Here is a 16662-nt window from a genome sequence, read left to right as displayed (position 1 = left end):
TTGTCACGTAAAGAGAGCGTCAAAGATTAGGTAAGGTAACGAACTACTTGCCGAACCTGCCGCCCGGAGGAGAACCCACCGGCTCCCCCCGCGCGCTTTGAGGAAGGGTCGCCCACTGACTGTCCACACGCTCAATGAGCTTCTGCTGGTCTGCTCGCTCGTGCTGCTCGTCGCCGTCGCGGCGGTACGCATCTCTTCACGCAGCGGCCTCCCCAGCCTGCTCATCTACCTCGGCATAGGCATCGCGATAGGCCAGGACGGCATAGGCAACGTCGTATTCGACAACGCCGAGCTGACCCAGGTCATCGGCTATGCCGCACTCGTCGTGATCCTCGCCGAGGGTGGTCTGGGCACCAAGTGGAAAGAGATCAAGCCGGCCCTGCCGGCCGCGATCGTGCTGTCGCTGGTGGGCGTCGCGGTCAGCGTGAGCGTCACGGCGGCCGGGGCGCACTACCTGGTCGGGCTGGACTGGCGGCAGTCCCTGCTGATCGGCGCGGTCGTCTCCTCGACGGACGCCGCGGCCGTCTTCTCCGTACTGCGCAAGGTCCCGCTCCCCTCGCGGATCACGGGCGTGCTGGAGGCCGAGTCCGGCTTCAACGACGCACCCGTCGTGATCCTGGTCGTGGCCTTCGCGACGGTCGGCCCGGTGGACCCGTGGTACGTCCTGATCGGCAAGATCGCGCTGGAGCTGCTGATCGGCGCCGCGATCGGCCTGACCGTCGGCTTCCTCGGCGCATACGGCCTGCGGCACGTGGCACTGCCCGCCTCGGGCCTCTACCCGATCGCCGTGATGGCCATCGCCGTCGTGGCGTACGCGGCCGGCGCGCTGGCGCACGGCTCCGGCTTCCTCGCCGTCTACCTGGCGGCCATGGTGCTCGGCAACGCGAAGCTGCCGCACTGGCCGGCGACGCGGGGGTTCGCGGACGGGCTCGGCTGGATCGCCCAGATCGGCATGTTCGTCCTGCTCGGCCTGCTGGTCACCCCGCACGAGCTGGCGCAGGACTTCTGGCCCGCCGTGATCATCGGACTGGTGCTCACGATGGTGGCGCGGCCGCTGGAGGTCTTCGTCAGCCTGCTGCCCTTCCGCATTCCCTGGCGGGAGCAGGCCCTGATGTCGTGGGCCGGCCTGCGCGGAGCGGTCCCCATCATCCTGGCGACCATTCCGATGGTGTCCGGGATCGAGGGCAGCGACCGCGTCTTCAACATCGTCTTCGTGCTGGTCGTCGTCTACACCCTGGTGCAGGGGCCGACGCTGCCCTGGCTGGCGCGCAAGCTGCGGCTCGGCGACACCGAGGAGGGCGCCTCCGACCTCGGTATCGAGTCGGCCCCGCTGGAGAAGCTGCGCGGGCACCTGCTCTCCTTCGCGATCCCGCCCGCCTCCCGGATGCACGGCGTCGAGGTGAGCGAGCTGCGGCTGCCGCCCGGGGCTTCCGTCACGCTGGTGGTCCGGGACGCGAAGAGCTTCGTACCGCTGCCGTCGACCGTGCTGCGGCGCGGGGACGAGCTGCTGGTCGTGGCCACGGATCCGGTACGGGACGCGGCCGAGGCGCGGCTGCGGGCGGTGGCCCGGGGCGGCAAGCTCGCGGGGTGGCTGGGAACGGGCAACGGCGCCGGGTCCGCGCGTTAGAGCGGCACTCTAATTCAACATCTTCGATGGATTACGTCCGGATTCGTCCATCTTTCTGCGCTTCCTGAATGCGAAGTTCCAGTTAATCGCAGGTGAAGACACGCCTTGTCGTCGCAATCACAAGGCGTTGCGGCAGACCTCCCTGTATGATGAAGGCACAACACATCGAACCAACTCTGCCTGACGCAGAGCTGGCGCGACCGCAAAGCGGCCGTGGCACCCTCCCGCAGTGGGCGCCCAGGTATCACTCGGTTCTGCGCAAGAGGACAGCTCTCGGGGCTCCCACATGTACGGGTGCGGCCGCTCACAAGGCGAAGCATCGTCCGCAGACGGGGACGCTCTACCAGGCAGCGGAAAGGCAAGGCCGTGACATCCGCGGTCACGACCGACAAGTCCGCCCGCCCCGGCTACGGGCAGCTCCTGCGCACGCCCGGCGCCCTCAATTTCGTACTCACCGGCTTCGCCGCCCGGCAGCCCTTCGCGATGCTCACGGTCAGCATCGTCCTCCTCGTCCAGCACACCACCGGATCCTTCGGCAGCGCCGGCATCGTCGCCGCCGTCACCGGCGTCTCCATGGCGCTCTGCGCCCCGCAGATGGGCAAGCTCGTCGACCGGCTCGGCCAGAGCCGCGTCCTGGTGCCGGTCGTCCTCGCACACGCCGCGTTCGTCGGCGCCGTGACGGCGCTCGCCCTGCTCGGCGCACCGCTGTGGGCGCTCGCGCTCGCCGCGGTCCCCGCCGGCGCCACCGTCCCGCAGGTCGGTCCCATGGTCCGGTCCCGCTGGGCCGCCAAGCTGGAAGGCTCCCCGCTGCTCCAGACCGCGGCCGCGTTCGAGTCCGTCACCGACGAGTTCACCTTCGTGGTGGGCCCGGTGCTGGCGACCTTCCTGTGCACCGCGGTCCACCCGTCGGCCGGCCTCGTCACCGAGGCGACGCTGACCATCGCCGGCGGTCTGCTCTTCGCCGCGCAGCGCGGCACCCAGCCGAAGCCGGTCGCCCGCGCGGCGAACGGCGAGAAGCACGCCTCCGCCCTGTCCTTCACGGGCCTGCGCGTCCTGATCGCGGCCTTCATCGGCATCGGCGCCGTGTTCGGCGGCATGCTGGTCTCGATCGCCGCCTTCTCCGAGGAGATCGGCAACCCGGGCGCCAACGGCCTGCTCTACGGCATCTTCGCGGGCGGCAACATGATCGCCGGCATCGCGATGGGCGCCATCACCTGGAAGATCGGCCCGCGCCGCCGCCTGCTGCTCGGCTACGTCGGCCTCACCGCCGCGGCGTCGGTCCTGTGGGCCGTGCAGTCCGCGGTCCTGCTGGGCGCGCTCGGCCTGATCGTCGGCCTGTGCATCGCCCCGGCGCTGATCACCGGCTTCACGATGGTCGGGCAGCTGGTCCCCGCCGGCGCCCGGACCGAGGCCTTCACCTGGCTGACCGGTTCGATCGCCTTCGGGCAGGCCATCGCCGTGACCCTGGCCGGCCGCCTGTCGGACGCGCACGGGTCCTCGTACGGCTTCCTGGTGCCCGCGGCGGCCACCGTTCTCGCGCTGGCCACCCTGCTGGTGCTGCGCGGGAAGCTGGCCCCGAAGGCCCCGAGCCGGATCGTGAACTCGTCCACTCCGGCCGCCGTCAAGGCGGTCCGGAACGCGGTGGACGAGCGTGGGATGGGTCACCGCGTGCCGGTGACGGTGGACTGATCCGCCGGAATACGTCACCATGGAGCGTCGTTAGCACTCATTGAGTCAGAGTGCCAGGAGGAAATTCGTGCCGACCTACCAGTACCAGTGCACCGAGTGCGGTGAGGGCCTTGAGGCCGTGCAGAAGTTCACCGATGACGCGCTGACCGTGTGCCCGAGCTGCGACGGACGCCTGAAGAAGGTGTTCTCCGCGGTCGGCATCGTCTTCAAGGGCTCCGGTTTCTACCGGAACGACAGCCGTGGCGCCTCGTCGAGCAGCAGCCCTGCTTCCTCGAAGCCCGCGACGGCCTCGTCGGCGTCTTCCACGACGTCCACCGCTGCCGCCGCCCCCGCCGCTTCGTCCTCCTCGACGTCGTCGGGCTCGGGCAGCAGCTCCGGCTCCACCTCGGCCGCCTGAGCCGTCCGACCGCCTTTCCCGAGGCCCCGCAGCCCTTTCCGGGCAGCGGGGCCTCGGGCATGCCCCGGTGGACCCCGTTAGGGTGAGCTCCATGGCGAACGCAGAGATCGGTGTCATCGGCGGCTCGGGCTTCTACTCCTTCCTGGACGACGTCTCCGAGATACAGGTGGACACCCCGTACGGGCCCCCGAGCGACTCCCTCTACCTCGGCGAGCTGGCGGGCCGCACGGTGGCCTTCCTGCCGCGGCACGGGCGCACCCACACCGTTCCGCCGCACAAGATCAACTACCGGGCCAACCTGTGGGCCCTGCGCTCCGTCGGCGTCCGCCAGGTGCTCGGCCCCTGCGCCGTCGGCGGCCTGCGGCCCGAATACGGACCGGGCACGCTCATCGTTCCGGACCAGCTGGTCGACCGTACGAAGTCCCGCGCGCAGACCTTCTTCGACGGCGAGCCGCTGCCCGACGGCAGCGTCCCGAACGTCGTGCACACCACCTTCGCCGACCCGTACTGCCCGGTCGGCCGGTCCGTGGCGCTCGCGGCGGCCCGGGAGCAGGGCTGGGCAGCGGTGGACGGCGGCACCATGGTCGTCATCGAAGGCCCCCGCTTCTCGACGCGCGCCGAGTCGCAGTGGCACGCGGCGGCGGGCTGGTCGGTGGTCGGCATGACGGGCCACCCCGAAGCGGTCCTGGCCCGTGAGCTGGGGCTCTGCTACACGTCGATGGCGCTGGTCACGGACCTGGACGCGGGCGCCGAGACGGGTGAGGGCGTGTCCCACACCGAGGTCCTGAAGGTGTTCGGCGAGAACGTGGGCCGGCTGCGCAAGGTCCTCTTCGACGCGGTGGCGGCCCTTCCTGAGACCGAGTCCCGCGACTGCCTGTGCACCCACGCGCATGACGGCTGGGACCTCGGCATCGAGCTGCCGTAGGGGTTTCGGATTTCGCAGAAGATCCGCGGAGGCTGTCACATTCCGCGCGGCTGACTTGTCTTCCCTGGTGAAGGCCCTGACAAGACCGCCTCACCGGGAGAAGACAGCCATGCCGCGGATCTCGCTCACCCCGCCCCGCACCCTCCTCATGCGCATCGGTACCTGGTACTCGCGCCGCACCTACGGCAAGGTGCTCAACCCCGGCCAGGCCTACGGGCACAACTCGCGCGTGCTGTTCTCGTACGTCCGCCTCGAACAGCAGGCGGCGAAATGGAACGCACTCGACGCCGGACTCAAGCACCTCGCGGTGATGGCCGCGGCGGCCCGCATCAACTGCTCCTGGTGCATGGACTTCGGCTACTGGGAGGGCCGGCAGAAGGGCCTGCCGGCGGAGAAGATCAAGCTGGTCCCGCAGTGGCGGGAGGCCCGCGAGGCCTTCACCGAGCTGGAGCTGCTCGTCATGGAGTACGCCGAGGCCATGACCGAGACCGAGCCGGCGGTCACCGACGAGCTCGCCGCGGAACTGATCGCGCGGCTCGGCGAGGCGGCGTTCGTCGAGCTCACCGCGATGGTCGCCCTGGAGAACTGGCGCTCGCGCGTCAACAGCGCCTTCGGCCTGACCAGCCAGGGCTTCGCGGAGGCGTGCGAGATCGCTCCCGTGTGAGTGACGGGATTATCCACAAGCGGGGGGCTGTCCACAGGGCGGAGCGGGATTCCGCGGGAGGCCGGATCGTGGGGTGTGTCCGGGCGCAGGGTCCGGGCACGACGACCCACTCGGCTTGGCGGTGTTCCTCATGTCCTGTACTTCTTCCACCACTTCTTCGATCGCTTCTTCGACCGCTTCCCCGACCCACTCCCCTTCTACGTGTCCCCCCGCGCGGACGGTCCCGCCGTTCCCCCCGCTGCGCGTGGGGCGGGGCGGCGACCGGCTGCGCCGGATGCTGCGGCGACGGCGGAGGGCCGCCGCGGCCGGGCTGGCCGTGGCGGCGGCGGCCCTGGCGGTGGGCGGGACGGAGGCGCAGGCCTCGCGCGGCTCCGCACCGGCGGAGGTGAAGGCCCCGCCGGCGGCGGTGCGGATGGTGTCGGCGCCCGTGCGCATTGCGGACGCGGCGACGGTGCGGCTGCTGCGGCCCGGGGACCGGGTCGACGTGGTGGCGGCGGAGCGCGCCGGGCCACCCAGGGTGGTGGCGGCGGGCGCTCGGGTTGCCGAAGTGCCGGATCCCGACCAGGGTGTTGGGGACGGTGGGGCACTGGTGGTCCTGTCCGTGCCCCGGGACACCGCACGGGCTCTCGTGGGGGCGGGCTCCGTGGCGCGACTGGCGGTGACGTTGTGCTGATTCACACTTACGGCCAGTCAAGTCACCTCCAGGTGGGGGTCGATTGGACACGCCGGGCCTGGACTGCCGTAGCTTTCGGAACCGTTGGCTCCGTGTTCGGCAGATTCAAAGAAAGGCTCAGTGGTGAGCGAGAAGAAGAAGGAGAGCGTCCTGGCGGGCTTCAAGGCCTTCCTGATGCGCGGCAACGTGGTCGACCTCGCGGTCGCCGTGGTGATCGGCGCCGCGTTCACGAACATCGTGAACTCGGTGGTCAAGGGGCTCATCAGCCCGGTCATCGGCGCGATCGGCACGCAGAGCCTGGACAGCTACAAGACCTGCATCAAGGCCCCGTGCACGGTCGGCGCGAACGGGCAGCCCACGGGCGTGGAGATCCTCTGGGGCTCGGTGCTGAACGCCGCGCTAACCTTCCTGATCACCGCGGCGGTCGTGTACTTCCTGATGGTCCTGCCGATGGCGAAGTACCTCGCCAGGCAGGAGCAGCGCCGCAAGGCCAGGGAAGGCGTCCAGGAAACCATCGAGATCACCGAGCTGGAGGTCCTGAAGGAGATCCGGGACACCCTGGTCGCCCAGCGCGGCCCGAACAACGTCCCCGCGCCGGGGTCGCGCGACGCGTTCTGACCGGTCCGCCGGCTCAGATGTGGTGCGGGGGCTTCTCGTCGAGGAAGCGGGCCAGGTCGGCCGTGCTTCCGCCGGCGGGCGGCCGCTCGCCCCAGCCGCGGTCGGTGTCGTCCGAGGACTGCTGGTCCAGCGGGTCGTCGAAGACCAGCTTGGGCTTGGGCTTCGACTGGGGCTCCGGCCGCGCGGCGGGCTCGGGGTGCGGGTCGGGGGCGGCGGAGGTGCTCATGCCTCCAGGGTACGGCCGCCCCCGGCGCCCGCCCCGCTCAGCTGGGAGCTTCGGCGCCCTTGCGGGCGTAGAACCACCAGCACACCGCCAGGCACGTGGCGTAGAAGCCGATGAAGATCCACAGGGCGTTGGTGACGGCCATCGCCGCGAACATCGCCGGGATGAAGAAGAAGCCGTAGGCGGCGATGGCGGAGGAGAAGCCGGTGACGGCGCCCGCCTCCATCTCGGACTGCTTCAGCGCTGCCGCCTGCGCCTCCGGCCCCCTGCCCTCGGCCTCGCGCATGTGCTGGTCCCGGAAGATCACCGGGATCTGCCGGAAGGTCGAGCCGTTGCCGAGGCCGGAGAAGGCGAAGGCCACCAGGAAGCCGATGAAGAAGGCCCAGAAGCTGCCCTGGTCGCCGCCGGACGGCAGCGCGAAGATCACCACGATCAGCGCCGCGGCCATGCCCACGAACGACAGCATGGTGACCCTGGCGCCGCCCAGCTTGTCGGAGAGCCAGCCTCCCGCCCAGCGTATGATCGCGCCCACGAAGGGGCCGATCCAGGCATAGGTGGTGGCCTGGTAGCCCTGCGCCTCGAAGTTGTTCTTGATCAGCAGGGGCAGGCCGGCGGCGAAGCCGATGAAGGACCCGAAGGTGCCGACGTAGAGCCAGGTCATCAGCCAGTTGTGCTTGCGCTTGAAGATGATCTTCTGCTGGCTGAAGGGGGCCGCGGCCACCTTGAGGTCGTTCATCATGAACCAGGCCAGCAAAGCCATGATCACCAGCAGCGGCACCCACAGGAAGGCGCCGTTCTGCAGCCAGATGTCACTGTTCTTCTTCGCGTCGTGCTGCGGGCCGCCCGCCGGGGCGCCCAGCACGGCGGCGGTGACCACCAGCGGGGCGACCAGCTGGACCACGCTCACGCCGAGGTTGCCGAGCCCGCCGTTGAGGCCGTTGGCGCTGCCCTTCTCCCGCTTGGGGAAGAAGAAGCCGATGTTGGCCATGGAGGAGGCGAAGTTCGCACCGCCGATGCCGCAGACGGCCGCGATCAGCGCCAGCTCCCAGTACGGGGTGCCGGTGTCCTGGAGCGCGAAGCCGAGCCACAGCATCGGCACGACCAGGATCAGCGTGCTGAAGGCGGTGAACTTCCGCTCGCCGAAGATCGGCCCGATGAAGGTGTACAGGATCCGGAAGGTGCCGCCGGTGATCCCGGGGATGGCGGTCAGCCAGAACAGCTGCGACTTGGAGAAGCCGAAGCCGACGTCGTTCAGCTTGACGACGGTGACCGACCAGACCTGCCAGACCACGAAGCCGAGCATCAGCGCGGGGATCGAGATCCAGAGGTTGCGCTGGGCGACCTTGCGCCCGGTGGACTGCCAGAAGCCGTCGTCCTCGGGCCGCCAGTCTCCGATGGTGGCGCCGGGCTTGTAGCTCTCCGCGCGGTGCGAACGCACCGTGGACGGGGTGGGCGTGGGTATCGACATGGTCATCGGTCCTTCGGGTCGAGGAGCCACAGGCCGATCACGACGAGGAAGGACAGGATCAGGAATCCCGCCCCCCACCAGGCCGTTCCGGTGTTGCCCTTCATCCACTCGTTGACGGTCACGGTCAGCGCCCAGAGCTGCCCGATGACCACGGTGAGGGCCAGGGCCAGACGGGCGTTGAGCTTCGAGGACCGCTCCGGCTCCTGTTCGGTGCCGGCTCCCGGGCCGGGGCCCGTGTTGCGGATCCGCGGGTCTCCGTAGCCGCTGGTGGCCCGGATCTGCGGATACCTCTCGTGGACCGGCCGGTTCAGCCGGGGCTGGGCACTGCCCGGGTGGTACTCCGGACGGGGAGGCGGCTGCGCGGCACTCATGTGCGCCTTCTCTCGGTCGCGGCGGCGCGATCCGCTCCCGGACAGCCCAGTCGGAGCGACATCTCGGGGCGGGAATCGCCGAACTGCCGGCAGAGCGCGTCCTTGGCCGGCTCTCCCGACCGTGCGGTGCCGACGGCCCAGACGCTGCCGTCGGCCTCCTCGGTCAGGAAGATCCTGGGGAGCGGGCGCGGTGGCGGGCCCGCGGTCACCTCGCCGGTGCGGGCGTCGAAGACGCCCTCGTGGCAGGGGCAGTACAGCTCCCCGTCGGCGCCCCGGTCTTCGCGCCACAGCACGGCGCAGGCCAGGTGGGTGCAGACGGCGGAGTAGCCGACGAGGGAGCCGTCGGTCAGCCGGACGGCGACGGCCCGGTCCTCGTCGCCGGGGAAGCGGAAGGCCACGGACTGGCCCGGGGCCAGCTCGTCGGTGACCTTCTTGGCCTCGGGCAGCTTCTCGCTGTCGCCGTGCCGGTGCAGGATGCCGGCGGCAACGCCGACACCGCCGACGGCCAGGCCGCCGGAGACGGTGGCGACGATCCGCAGGTAGTCGCGGCGGGTGGTGAGCGAGTCGGCGCTGATCCGGTCGCGCAGCTGCTCGGCGGCGGCATCGCCGTCGGGCTCCGGCCCGGGTGCGGCCGGCTGTTCGGTGAGGCTCATCGGACATCGACTCCATTCACCTCTACGACGGGCAGACCTCCGGGGACGGGCCACTGGACCTTGTCGGCGGGGACGACCATCGCCACACCGGTGCTGACGACCACGTCGCCGAAGGCGAAGGAGTCGGCGACCTGCACGCCGGGGCGCTCGGCCTGGAGCTCTTCGAGGGTTCCGTAGAAGAGGGCGCCGGTGGGGCAGACGGTGGCGCACATGGGGGCCAGCCCGTAGGCGGTGCGGTCGTAGCAGAGGTTGCACTTCATCTGCAGCTTCGCCTGGAGGTCGATCTTCGGGACGCCGAAGGGGCAGGCGTTGACGCAGTTGGCGCAGCCGATGCAGCGGGTGGTGTCGGCCTGCTGGACCACTCCGTCGGCGGTGACCAGGATCGCGTCGGCCGGGCAGACCTCGGCGCAGGGCGCGACCGGGTCCTCGCAGTGCATGCAGACGGTGGGAAGGGAGGCGACGGACATGCCGGGGTCGGTGTAGTCCAGGTGGATCATCGACTTGCCGCGGTGCGAGTCGCATTCGCGGCAGGCGGAGACACAGGCCTGGCAGCCGATGCAGCGACCCGGGTCGATGAAGATCGTGCGGCCCATCATGGCGGGTCAGCTCCTCTCCGCCGTGCCACGGCCCTGCGGGGACGTGGGCGGCAGGGGGTCGGTGCGGGAGACCTGGGTCTCCGGGTAGGCCTCGCGGCCCGGGGCCGTGGGCGGCGGTGGTACCTCGTCGACCTGTTCGGCGGCCTCGATCCGGGCGGCGCAGACCTTGTACTCGGGGATCTTCGAGCGGGGGTCGAGGGCGTCGATGGTCAGGGCGTTCGCGGCCGTCGGTACGGGCCAGTGGTACGGGATGAAGACGGTGTCCGGCCGGATGGCCTCGGTGACCAGGGCCGGGAAGACCTCGCTGCCGCGGCGGGTGACCACCCTGACCGGGTCGCCGTTGCGGAAGCCGTGCGAGGGGTGGACCTCCACCCAGGGGCGCGGGGTCTGTTCGACGAGGGCGCCCAGGCGTCGTGTCTGGTTGCCGGAGAGGAAGTGCGCGACGGTCCGGCCGGTGGTGAGGGAGAGGGGGAACTCCTCGGTGTAGGGGTCCATCGGCTGGTGCCATTCGACGACCTGCATGTGGACCTTCCCGTCGGGGTGGAAGGTCTTGCCGCCTTCGAACAGCCTCGGGGTGCCGGGGTGTTCGGTGGTGGGGCAGGGCCAGACGATGCCGCCGGTCTCCTCCAGGCGTTCGTAGGTGATGCCGTAGTAGTCGTTGACCGTGCCCGCGGAGGCGACGCGGAGTTCCTCGAACACCTCGCGGGAGCCGGCGAAGTCGAACTTGTCCCCGACCCCGAGCCGTCGGGCGAGCTCGCACATCACCCAGGTGTCGGTGCGCACTCCGGCGGGCGGCTCCTGCGCCTTGTTGTGCTTGACGACGCGGGCCTCGGTGTTGGCCATGACGCCCTCGTCCTCGGCCCAGACGGTGACGGGGAAGACCACGTGCGCGTTGGTCGCGGTCTCGGAGAGGAAGAAGTCGAACTGCGCGTGGAATTCGAGGCTGTCGTAGCCCTTCTTGACCGCCCCGTAGTTGGGGAGCGAGACGAAGGGGTTGTTGCAGATGCCGATCAGGCCGCGGATCTCCTGGCGCTGCATCTGCCAGACCATCTCCATCATGGAGGTGCCGGCGGGCGGGAGTTCGGACTCCTCGATGCCCCAGATCCGGCAGATCTGGCGGCGGTGCTCCTCGTTCATGATGGAGCGGCCGCCGGGCAGCAGGTCGGCCTTCTGGCCGTGCTCGCGGCCGCCCTGGCCGTTGCCCTGGCCGGTGATGGTGCCGTAGCCGGCGCCGGGCTTGCCGAGGTTTCCGGTGGCCACGCACAGGTTGATGATGGAGAGGCAGTTCTCGACGCCCTGCGAGTGGTGTTCGACGCCGCGCGCGTGGAAGGCCATGGCTTTGGCGGCACTGCCGAACATCCGGGCCACCTGGACGATCTGTTCCTCGGGGACCCCGCAGATCGCGGCGGAACGGGCGGGCGGGTAGTCCTGGACGGTCTTCTTTACCTCGTCCCAGCCGGTGGTGTGGGCGGCGAGGTATTCCTCGTCGGTCAGGCCCTCGGCGACGACCACGTGCAGGACGGCGTTGAAGAAGGCGGAGTCGGTGCCGGGCTTGAGGGCGACGTGGACGTCCGCGGTGCGGGCGATGGCCGTCTCCCGCGGGTCGACCACGATCAGCGAGGCGCCGCGGTCGCGGGCGCCCCACACGTACTGGGTCATCACCGGGAAGCACTCCCCCACGTTCGACCCGGCGATCAGCAGGCAGTCGGTGAGGAGGATGTCGGAGAAGGGGTTGGCGGCCCGGTCGATGCCGAAGGACAGCTTGTTGGCGCCGGCGGCGCTGACCATGCACAGGCGGCCGTTGTAGTCGACGTGCCGGGTCTTGAGGGCGACCCGGCCGAACTTGCCGACCAGGTAGGTCTTCTCGGAGTAGAGGCTGGCGCCGCCGAGCAGGCCGAAGGCGTCGTTGCCGTGGGCGCCCTGGATACGGCGGATCTCGGAGACGGTGAAGTCGAGGGCCTCCTCCCAGGAGGCCTCTCTGAACTCCTCGTCGCGGGAGCGGCGGAGCAGCGGGCTCGTCAGCCGGTCGGGGTGGTTGACCTGCTGGTAGGCGTTGATGCCCTTGGGGCACAGCCGCATCCGGTTGATGTCGTGGTTGCGGGGCTCGACGCCGAAGACCTTCCCGCCCCGGTCCACGCGCAGGTACATCCCGCACTGCACGCCGCAGAAGCAGCAGTGGGTGGGGACGAGGGTCTCGCCGTTCTGGTCGGCGTGCCACTTGTCGGCGGGGATGCCCCCCGCGTCGCGGAAGTTGCGGGTGCCGGGCGGCGCGATGGACGGGTCGATGGGCAGCGTGGCCCTCTGGGCGGGGTCCGTCGCGGTCACTTGAAGCCTTTCTTGACGTGGTTCAGGTAGGCGCTGCCGCGCAGGACCCGCTTGCAGCGCGGGCAGTATTCGACGAAGGCGTTGAAGTCGAGATTCAGGTCCTGCATGGTGCCGCGCAGGTTCTCCACGTACGGGGTGGTGTCGATGGGCTCCCCGCAGCGCTTGCAGGCGAAGACCTGCTCGTCCTGGCGGGCCGTGTACTTGAACAGCTGCATGCCGACGGCGGCGGGGCGCTGGACGATGTGGAAGAACTTTCCGAACGGGATGTAGATGAGGGTGAACACCACCGACACCATGTGCAGGATGGCCAGGAACTCGTAGCCGCCGCCGTGCAGGAAGATCGACGAGAAGGTCAGCAGCAGCCCGGTCACGGAGATCACGATCAGGCAGATCAGCGGCAGCAGGTCGTAGGCGAAGCGCTGGCCGGTGATGGCCCCGCGGTCCTTCATCCGGCGCCACAGGAAGTAGGAGGCGCCGGGGATGACGAGGACCGCGGCGATGTCCAGGCCGTGGAACATCAGCCAGCCCAGAACGTTCAGCGAGTCGAAGCCGAGGACCTTGAAGCCCCAGATCCGCATTTCGTAGCCCGGTCCGGAGCCGCTGCCGGAGGTGAAGGTGAACCAGCCCCAGGTCAGCGGGAAGGTGATGAGCGCGGCCAGGATGCAGCCCCAGAAGATGAGCTGGTGGGCGGCCCAGCGGGCGCGTGAGCGGGCGCCGAGGAACTTCTGGAAGCCGAGGTAGGTGGCGATCATCTTCGGCAGTGCCGTGGGCGCCTTGCGGAAGTTCTCGGCCGAGAAGAAGCTGCCGAACCCCTTCTTGAAGAGGCGCCGCGCGCCGGGCGCGGAAACCCACACGGTGTAGCGGTAGGCCACGCCGAAGGCGAGGAACACGGTGGCGACGGCGTACGGCAGCAGCGCCGAGTCGAAGTCGCGCAGGAAGCGGCTGCCCAGCACGATCGCGGCGATGAGCAGCAGCGAGACGACGATGCCGGCCAGGGTGGCCCGTGCGGTGACGGGTTTCCGGGCCGGCGGTGGGCTCTGGGGCGCCTCGGCTGGTGGCGGGGCTTCGTCGAGGACTTCGGTGGGCTCGGACACAGCACCACGCTAAGTGGTCTGTACCGTTTCAGCCCGTTATGCCGTACTGATGATTAGGCCGAACGGGTCAGACTGCGGTCAGCCCCTGCGCCGCGAAGACCGCCTTGGCCTCGGCCACCTGCTCGGGCGTGGGCGACGGGGTGTCGTGCAGGGTGAAGTTCATGTCCAGGGCCTGCCACTTGCTCTCCCCCAGCTTGTGGAAGGGCAGGACGTCGACCCGCGAGATGTTGCCGAGGGTGCCGGCGAAGGCGGCGACGCCCTCGATGTTCTCGCGCGCGTCGGTGAGCCCGGGCACCAGCACGAAGCGCAGGTGCACCTCCTTGCCGAGGTCCGCGAGGCGGCGGGCGAACTCCAGGGTGGGCTCCAGCGCCCGGCCGGTCACCTTCTTGTACGTCTCCCGGTCCCAGGACTTGATGTCGAGCAGGACCAGGTCCGCGTCGCGCAGCAGCGCGTCGGTGGCGCGGGCGCCCAGGAAGCCCGAGGTGTCCAGGGCGGTGTGCAGGCCGAGGTCGTTCTTCATCCGGTGCAGCAGCTCGCCCGCGAAGACGGGCTGGAGCAGCGGCTCGCCGCCGGAGATGGTGGCTCCGCCGCCCGAGGCGGAGATGAACCGCGTGTACTTGCGGGCCTCGGCGATGACGTCGTCGGCGGAGGTGCGCTTGCCGTTGCGCATCTTCATGGTGTCGGGGTTGTGGCAGTACAGACAGGTCAGCGGGCAGCCGGACAGGAAGGTCACGAACCGGGTCCCGGGGCCGTCCACCCCGGTGGAGAGGTCCCAGGAGTGCACGGAGCCCTCGCTCGGCCGCTGGGTCGCGGCAGCGGCCGGGGTCTGCCCGGCGCTGACGGCGACGGCCGCGGCGGGTCCGACGGGGATGCTCGTACCGAAGAGGACGGTCATGGCAGGTGCTCCAGACGTGATCCGGTGTCCGATGGAGTCGCGCGGTCCCGGGGCCGGGGTGAGGGCCCGGCCCCGGGCCGCGCGGTCTGGGCGGCTCCTCTCAGAGCGAGCCGTGGAAGGTGCGGTTCAGCACGTCGAGCTGCTGGTCCCGCGTGAGGCGGACGAAGTTCACCGCGTAGCCGCTGACGCGGATGGTCAGCTGCGGGTAGTTCTCCGGGTGCTCCATGGCGTCCATGAGCGTGTCGCGGCCCAGCACGTTCACGTTCATGTGGAAGCCGTCGACCGCCATGTAGCCGTCGAGCACGCCCGCCAGGTTCTTGATCCGCTCCTCGGGGGTGCGGCCCAGGCCGTCGGGGGTGACGGTGTTGGTCAGCGAGATGCCGTCCTCCGCGTCCTCGTACGGGAGCTTGGCGACCGACAGGGCCGAGGTGACGTAGCCGTGGGTGTCGCGGCCGTTCATCGGGTTGGCGCCCGGGGAGAACGGCTCGCCGGCGCGGCGTCCGTCCGGCGTGTTGCCGGTCTTCTTGCCGTAGACCACGTTCGAGGTGATCGTCAGCACCGACTGGGTGTGCTCGGCGTCGCGGTAGGTCGGGTGCTTGCGCACCTTCTTCATGAACTCCTCGACGAGCCAGACGGCGATGCCGTCGACGCGGTCGTCGTTGTTGCCGTAGGCCGGGTAGTCGCCCTCGATGGTGTAATCGGTGGCGAGCCCGGTCTCGTCGCGCACGACGCTGACCTTGGCGTGCTTGATGGCGGACAGTGAGTCGGCGGCGACCGAGAGGCCGGCGATGCCGCAGGCCATGGTGCGGCGCACGTCGCGGTCGTGGAGCGCCATCTCGATGCGCTCGTAGGCGTACTTGTCGTGCATGTAGTGGATGACGTTCAGGGCGTGGACGTAGGTGCCGGCGAGCCATTCCATCTGCTCGTCGAACTTGGCCAGGACCTCGTCGTAGTCCAGCACCTCGGCGGTGACGGCACCGGTGGACGGGCCGACCTGGACGCCCGACTTCTCGTCGCGGCCGCCGTTGATCGCGTAGAGCAGGGTCTTGGCGAGGTTCACGCGGGCGCCGAAGAACTGCATCTGCTTGCCGACCGGCATCGCCGAGACGCAGCACGCGATGGCCGTGTCGTCGCCGAAGCGCGGACGCATCAGCTCGTCGGACTCGTACTGGACCGAGGAGGTGTCGATCGAGACGCGGGCGCAGAACTCCTTGAAGCCCTGCGGCAGCTGCGGCGACCAGAAGACCGTCATGTTCGGCTCGGGGGCCGGGCCGAGGTTGTAGAGGGTCTGGAGGTAGCGGAAGGAGGACCTGGTGACCAGCGGGCGGCCGTCCTCGCCCATGCCGGCGATCGACTCGGTGACCCAGGTCGGGTCGCCGGAGAACAGCTCGTCGTACTCCGGCGTGCGCAGGAAGCGGACGATGCGGAGCTTGATGATGAAGTCGTCGACGAGCTCCTGGGCCTGCTCCTCGGTGAGCCGGCCGGCCTCGATGTCGCGCTGGAGGTAGACGTCGATGAAGGTGGAGGTGCGGCCGAGCGACATGGCCGCGCCGTTCTGCTCCTTCACGGCGGCCAGGTAGGCGAAGTACAGCCACTGGATGGCCTCGCGGCCGGTGGTGGCCGGGCCGGAGATGTCGTGGCCGTAGGAGGCGGCCATCGCCTTGAGCTCGGCGAGCGCGCGGATCTGCTCGGAGAGCTCCTCGCGCAGGCGGATCGTCTCCTCCAGCGAACGGTTGCCGGCCGGGAGGGAGTTCAGCTCCTCCTTCTCCTCCTTCTTGAAGGAGATGAGGCGGTCGACGCCGTAGAGGGCCACGCGGCGGTAGTCGCCGATGATGCGGCCGCGGCCGTAGGCGTCCGGCAGACCGGTCACGATGCCGGCCTTGCGGGCGGCGCGGATGTCGGGGGTGTAGGCGTCGAAGACACCGGCGTTGTGGGTCTTGCGGTACTCCGTGAAGACCTTCTCCAGCTCCGCGGAGACCGGGTAGCCGTAGGTCTCCAGGGCGCCGGCGACCATGCGCCAGCCGCCGTACGGCATGATCGCGCGCTTGAGCGGGGCGTCCGTCTGGAGGCCGACGATCAGGTCCTTGTCGCGGTCGATGTAGCCGGGGGCGTGCGCGGTGATCGACGAGGGGATGTCGTGGGCGACGTCGTAGACGCCCTTCTCGCGCTCCTCCGGGAACTTGTCCGTGATGGCCTTCCACACGGCGGTGGTCCGCTCGGTGGGACCGGCGAGGAAGGAGTCGTCGCCCTCGTACGGCGTGTAGTTCTGCTGGATGAAGTCGCGGACGTCGATGGCGTCGCGCCACAGCCCGCCCTTGAAGCCCTCCCAGGCCTCGCCGTTCTTCGTGGTTTCCGCAGGAGTGGCAGTCATCGCCCGCACCTTCCCAGTCGCCTCGTTGCTTGTATCCATTGCACGCCTTTTGATCGATCATTTGCCTCCGCGA

16 protein-coding genes are annotated in these 16662 nt (G+C 69.8%); 7 read left to right on the top strand and 9 right to left on the bottom strand.

What is annotated here, in order from left to right; genetic code table 11:
• Nucleotides 1–160 precede the first annotated feature (160 nt).
• The 7 genes from AB0O21_RS13525 (at nucleotide 161) to mscL (ending at nucleotide 6593) form a co-directional block, all read left to right on the top strand.
• Complete coding sequence (locus AB0O21_RS13525) at nucleotides 161–1627, top strand: potassium/proton antiporter (protein WP_365170427.1); 1467 nt, start codon at nucleotides 161–163, stop codon at nucleotides 1625–1627.
• A gap of 366 nt (nucleotides 1628–1993) precedes the next feature.
• Nucleotides 1994–3316, top strand: a complete 1323-nt coding sequence (locus AB0O21_RS13520) for an MFS transporter (protein ID WP_365170424.1) — start codon at nucleotides 1994–1996, stop codon at nucleotides 3314–3316.
• Between the two features lie 67 nt (nucleotides 3317–3383).
• A complete protein-coding gene (locus tag AB0O21_RS13515; protein ID WP_365170421.1) occupies nucleotides 3384–3713 on the top strand; it encodes an FmdB family zinc ribbon protein in 330 nt (109 codons plus the stop codon).
• Between the two features lie 91 nt (nucleotides 3714–3804).
• Nucleotides 3805–4638: an S-methyl-5'-thioadenosine phosphorylase gene (locus AB0O21_RS13510; protein ID WP_365170419.1), complete on the top strand. Its 834-nt coding sequence runs from the start codon at nucleotides 3805–3807 to the stop codon at nucleotides 4636–4638.
• A 109-nt stretch (nucleotides 4639–4747) separates the two neighbouring features.
• Nucleotides 4748–5302 carry a carboxymuconolactone decarboxylase family protein gene (locus AB0O21_RS13505; RefSeq protein ID WP_365170416.1) on the top strand — a complete coding sequence of 185 codons (555 nt, stop codon included), beginning with the start codon at nucleotides 4748–4750 and terminating at the stop codon, nucleotides 5300–5302.
• Nucleotides 5303–5432: 130 nt separating this feature from the next.
• Entirely contained in the window at nucleotides 5433–5975 is a 543-nt protein-coding gene (locus tag AB0O21_RS13500; protein ID WP_365170413.1) for a hypothetical protein, read from the top strand.
• Between the two features lie 123 nt (nucleotides 5976–6098).
• Nucleotides 6099–6593 carry a large conductance mechanosensitive channel protein MscL gene (mscL, locus tag AB0O21_RS13495; protein WP_365170410.1) on the top strand — a complete coding sequence of 165 codons (495 nt, stop codon included), beginning with the start codon at nucleotides 6099–6101 and terminating at the stop codon, nucleotides 6591–6593.
• A gap of 13 nt (nucleotides 6594–6606) precedes the next feature.
• On the opposite strand, the gene AB0O21_RS13490 is transcribed toward mscL, so the two are convergent.
• From AB0O21_RS13490 to pflB, 9 genes are all read right to left on the bottom strand, one after another.
• Entirely contained in the window at nucleotides 6607–6819 is a 213-nt protein-coding gene (locus tag AB0O21_RS13490; protein WP_365170407.1) for a hypothetical protein, read from the bottom strand.
• Nucleotides 6820–6856: 37 nt separating this feature from the next.
• A complete protein-coding gene (locus tag AB0O21_RS13485; RefSeq protein WP_365170404.1) occupies nucleotides 6857–8284 on the bottom strand; it encodes a NarK family nitrate/nitrite MFS transporter in 1428 nt (475 codons plus the stop codon).
• A 2-nt stretch (nucleotides 8285–8286) separates the two neighbouring features.
• Entirely contained in the window at nucleotides 8287–8655 is a 369-nt protein-coding gene (locus tag AB0O21_RS13480) for a DUF6755 family protein (RefSeq protein ID WP_365170401.1), read from the bottom strand.
• A complete protein-coding gene (locus AB0O21_RS13475; protein WP_365170399.1) occupies nucleotides 8652–9308 on the bottom strand; it encodes a Rieske (2Fe-2S) protein in 657 nt (218 codons plus the stop codon). Before AB0O21_RS13475 ends, AB0O21_RS13480 begins: the two co-directional genes overlap by 4 nt.
• Nucleotides 9305–9904, bottom strand: coding sequence for a 4Fe-4S dicluster domain-containing protein (locus AB0O21_RS13470; protein ID WP_365170396.1), 600 nt, complete (start codon nucleotides 9902–9904; stop codon nucleotides 9305–9307). The genes AB0O21_RS13475 and AB0O21_RS13470 overlap by 4 nt, the downstream gene beginning before the upstream one ends.
• A 6-nt stretch (nucleotides 9905–9910) precedes the next feature.
• Complete coding sequence (locus AB0O21_RS13465) at nucleotides 9911–12229, bottom strand: molybdopterin oxidoreductase family protein (protein ID WP_365170393.1); 2319 nt, start codon at nucleotides 12227–12229, stop codon at nucleotides 9911–9913.
• Nucleotides 12226–13323: an MFS transporter gene (locus tag AB0O21_RS13460; protein WP_365170390.1), complete on the bottom strand. Its 1098-nt coding sequence runs from the start codon at nucleotides 13321–13323 to the stop codon at nucleotides 12226–12228. The genes AB0O21_RS13465 and AB0O21_RS13460 overlap by 4 nt, the downstream gene beginning before the upstream one ends.
• A 67-nt stretch (nucleotides 13324–13390) precedes the next feature.
• A complete protein-coding gene (pflA, locus tag AB0O21_RS13455) occupies nucleotides 13391–14218 on the bottom strand; it encodes a pyruvate formate-lyase-activating protein (RefSeq protein ID WP_365170387.1) in 828 nt (275 codons plus the stop codon).
• A 100-nt stretch (nucleotides 14219–14318) separates the two neighbouring features.
• Nucleotides 14319–16589 (bottom strand): formate C-acetyltransferase, encoded by a 2271-nt coding sequence (pflB, locus tag AB0O21_RS13450; RefSeq protein ID WP_365170384.1) that lies wholly within the window; start codon nucleotides 16587–16589, stop codon nucleotides 14319–14321.
• Nucleotides 16590–16662: the final 73 nt, after the last annotated feature.

This window comes from Streptomyces sp. NPDC091371, from assembly GCF_040684275.1.
GTDB lineage: Bacteria > Actinomycetota > Actinomycetes > Streptomycetales > Streptomycetaceae > Streptomyces.
The sequence above is the reverse complement of the archived record's forward strand: the minus strand, read 5'-3'. Positions and strand labels throughout refer to the sequence as shown.

Excerpts from the sequence above, each read along its gene's own strand:
- AB0O21_RS13510 (WP_365170419.1), top strand. The coding sequence starts at position 3,805 with ATGGCGAACGCAGAGATCGGTGTCATCGGCGGCTCGGGCTTCTACTCC.
- AB0O21_RS13505 (WP_365170416.1), top strand. The coding sequence starts at position 4,748 with ATGCCGCGGATCTCGCTCACCCCGCCCCGCACCCTCCTCATGCGCATC.
- AB0O21_RS13500 (WP_365170413.1), top strand. The coding sequence starts at position 5,433 with ATGTCCTGTACTTCTTCCACCACTTCTTCGATCGCTTCTTCGACCGCT.
- AB0O21_RS13490 (WP_365170407.1), bottom strand. The coding sequence starts at position 6,819 with ATGAGCACCTCCGCCGCCCCCGACCCGCACCCCGAGCCCGCCGCGCGG.
- AB0O21_RS13485 (WP_365170404.1), bottom strand. The coding sequence starts at position 8,284 with ATGTCGATACCCACGCCCACCCCGTCCACGGTGCGTTCGCACCGCGCG.
- AB0O21_RS13480 (WP_365170401.1), bottom strand. The coding sequence starts at position 8,655 with ATGAGTGCCGCGCAGCCGCCTCCCCGTCCGGAGTACCACCCGGGCAGT.
- AB0O21_RS13475 (WP_365170399.1), bottom strand. The coding sequence starts at position 9,308 with ATGAGCCTCACCGAACAGCCGGCCGCACCCGGGCCGGAGCCCGACGGC.
- AB0O21_RS13470 (WP_365170396.1), bottom strand. The coding sequence starts at position 9,904 with ATGATGGGCCGCACGATCTTCATCGACCCGGGTCGCTGCATCGGCTGC.
- pflA (WP_365170387.1), bottom strand. The coding sequence starts at position 14,218 with ATGACCGTCCTCTTCGGTACGAGCATCCCCGTCGGACCCGCCGCGGCC.
- pflB (WP_365170384.1), bottom strand. The coding sequence starts at position 16,589 with ATGACTGCCACTCCTGCGGAAACCACGAAGAACGGCGAGGCCTGGGAG.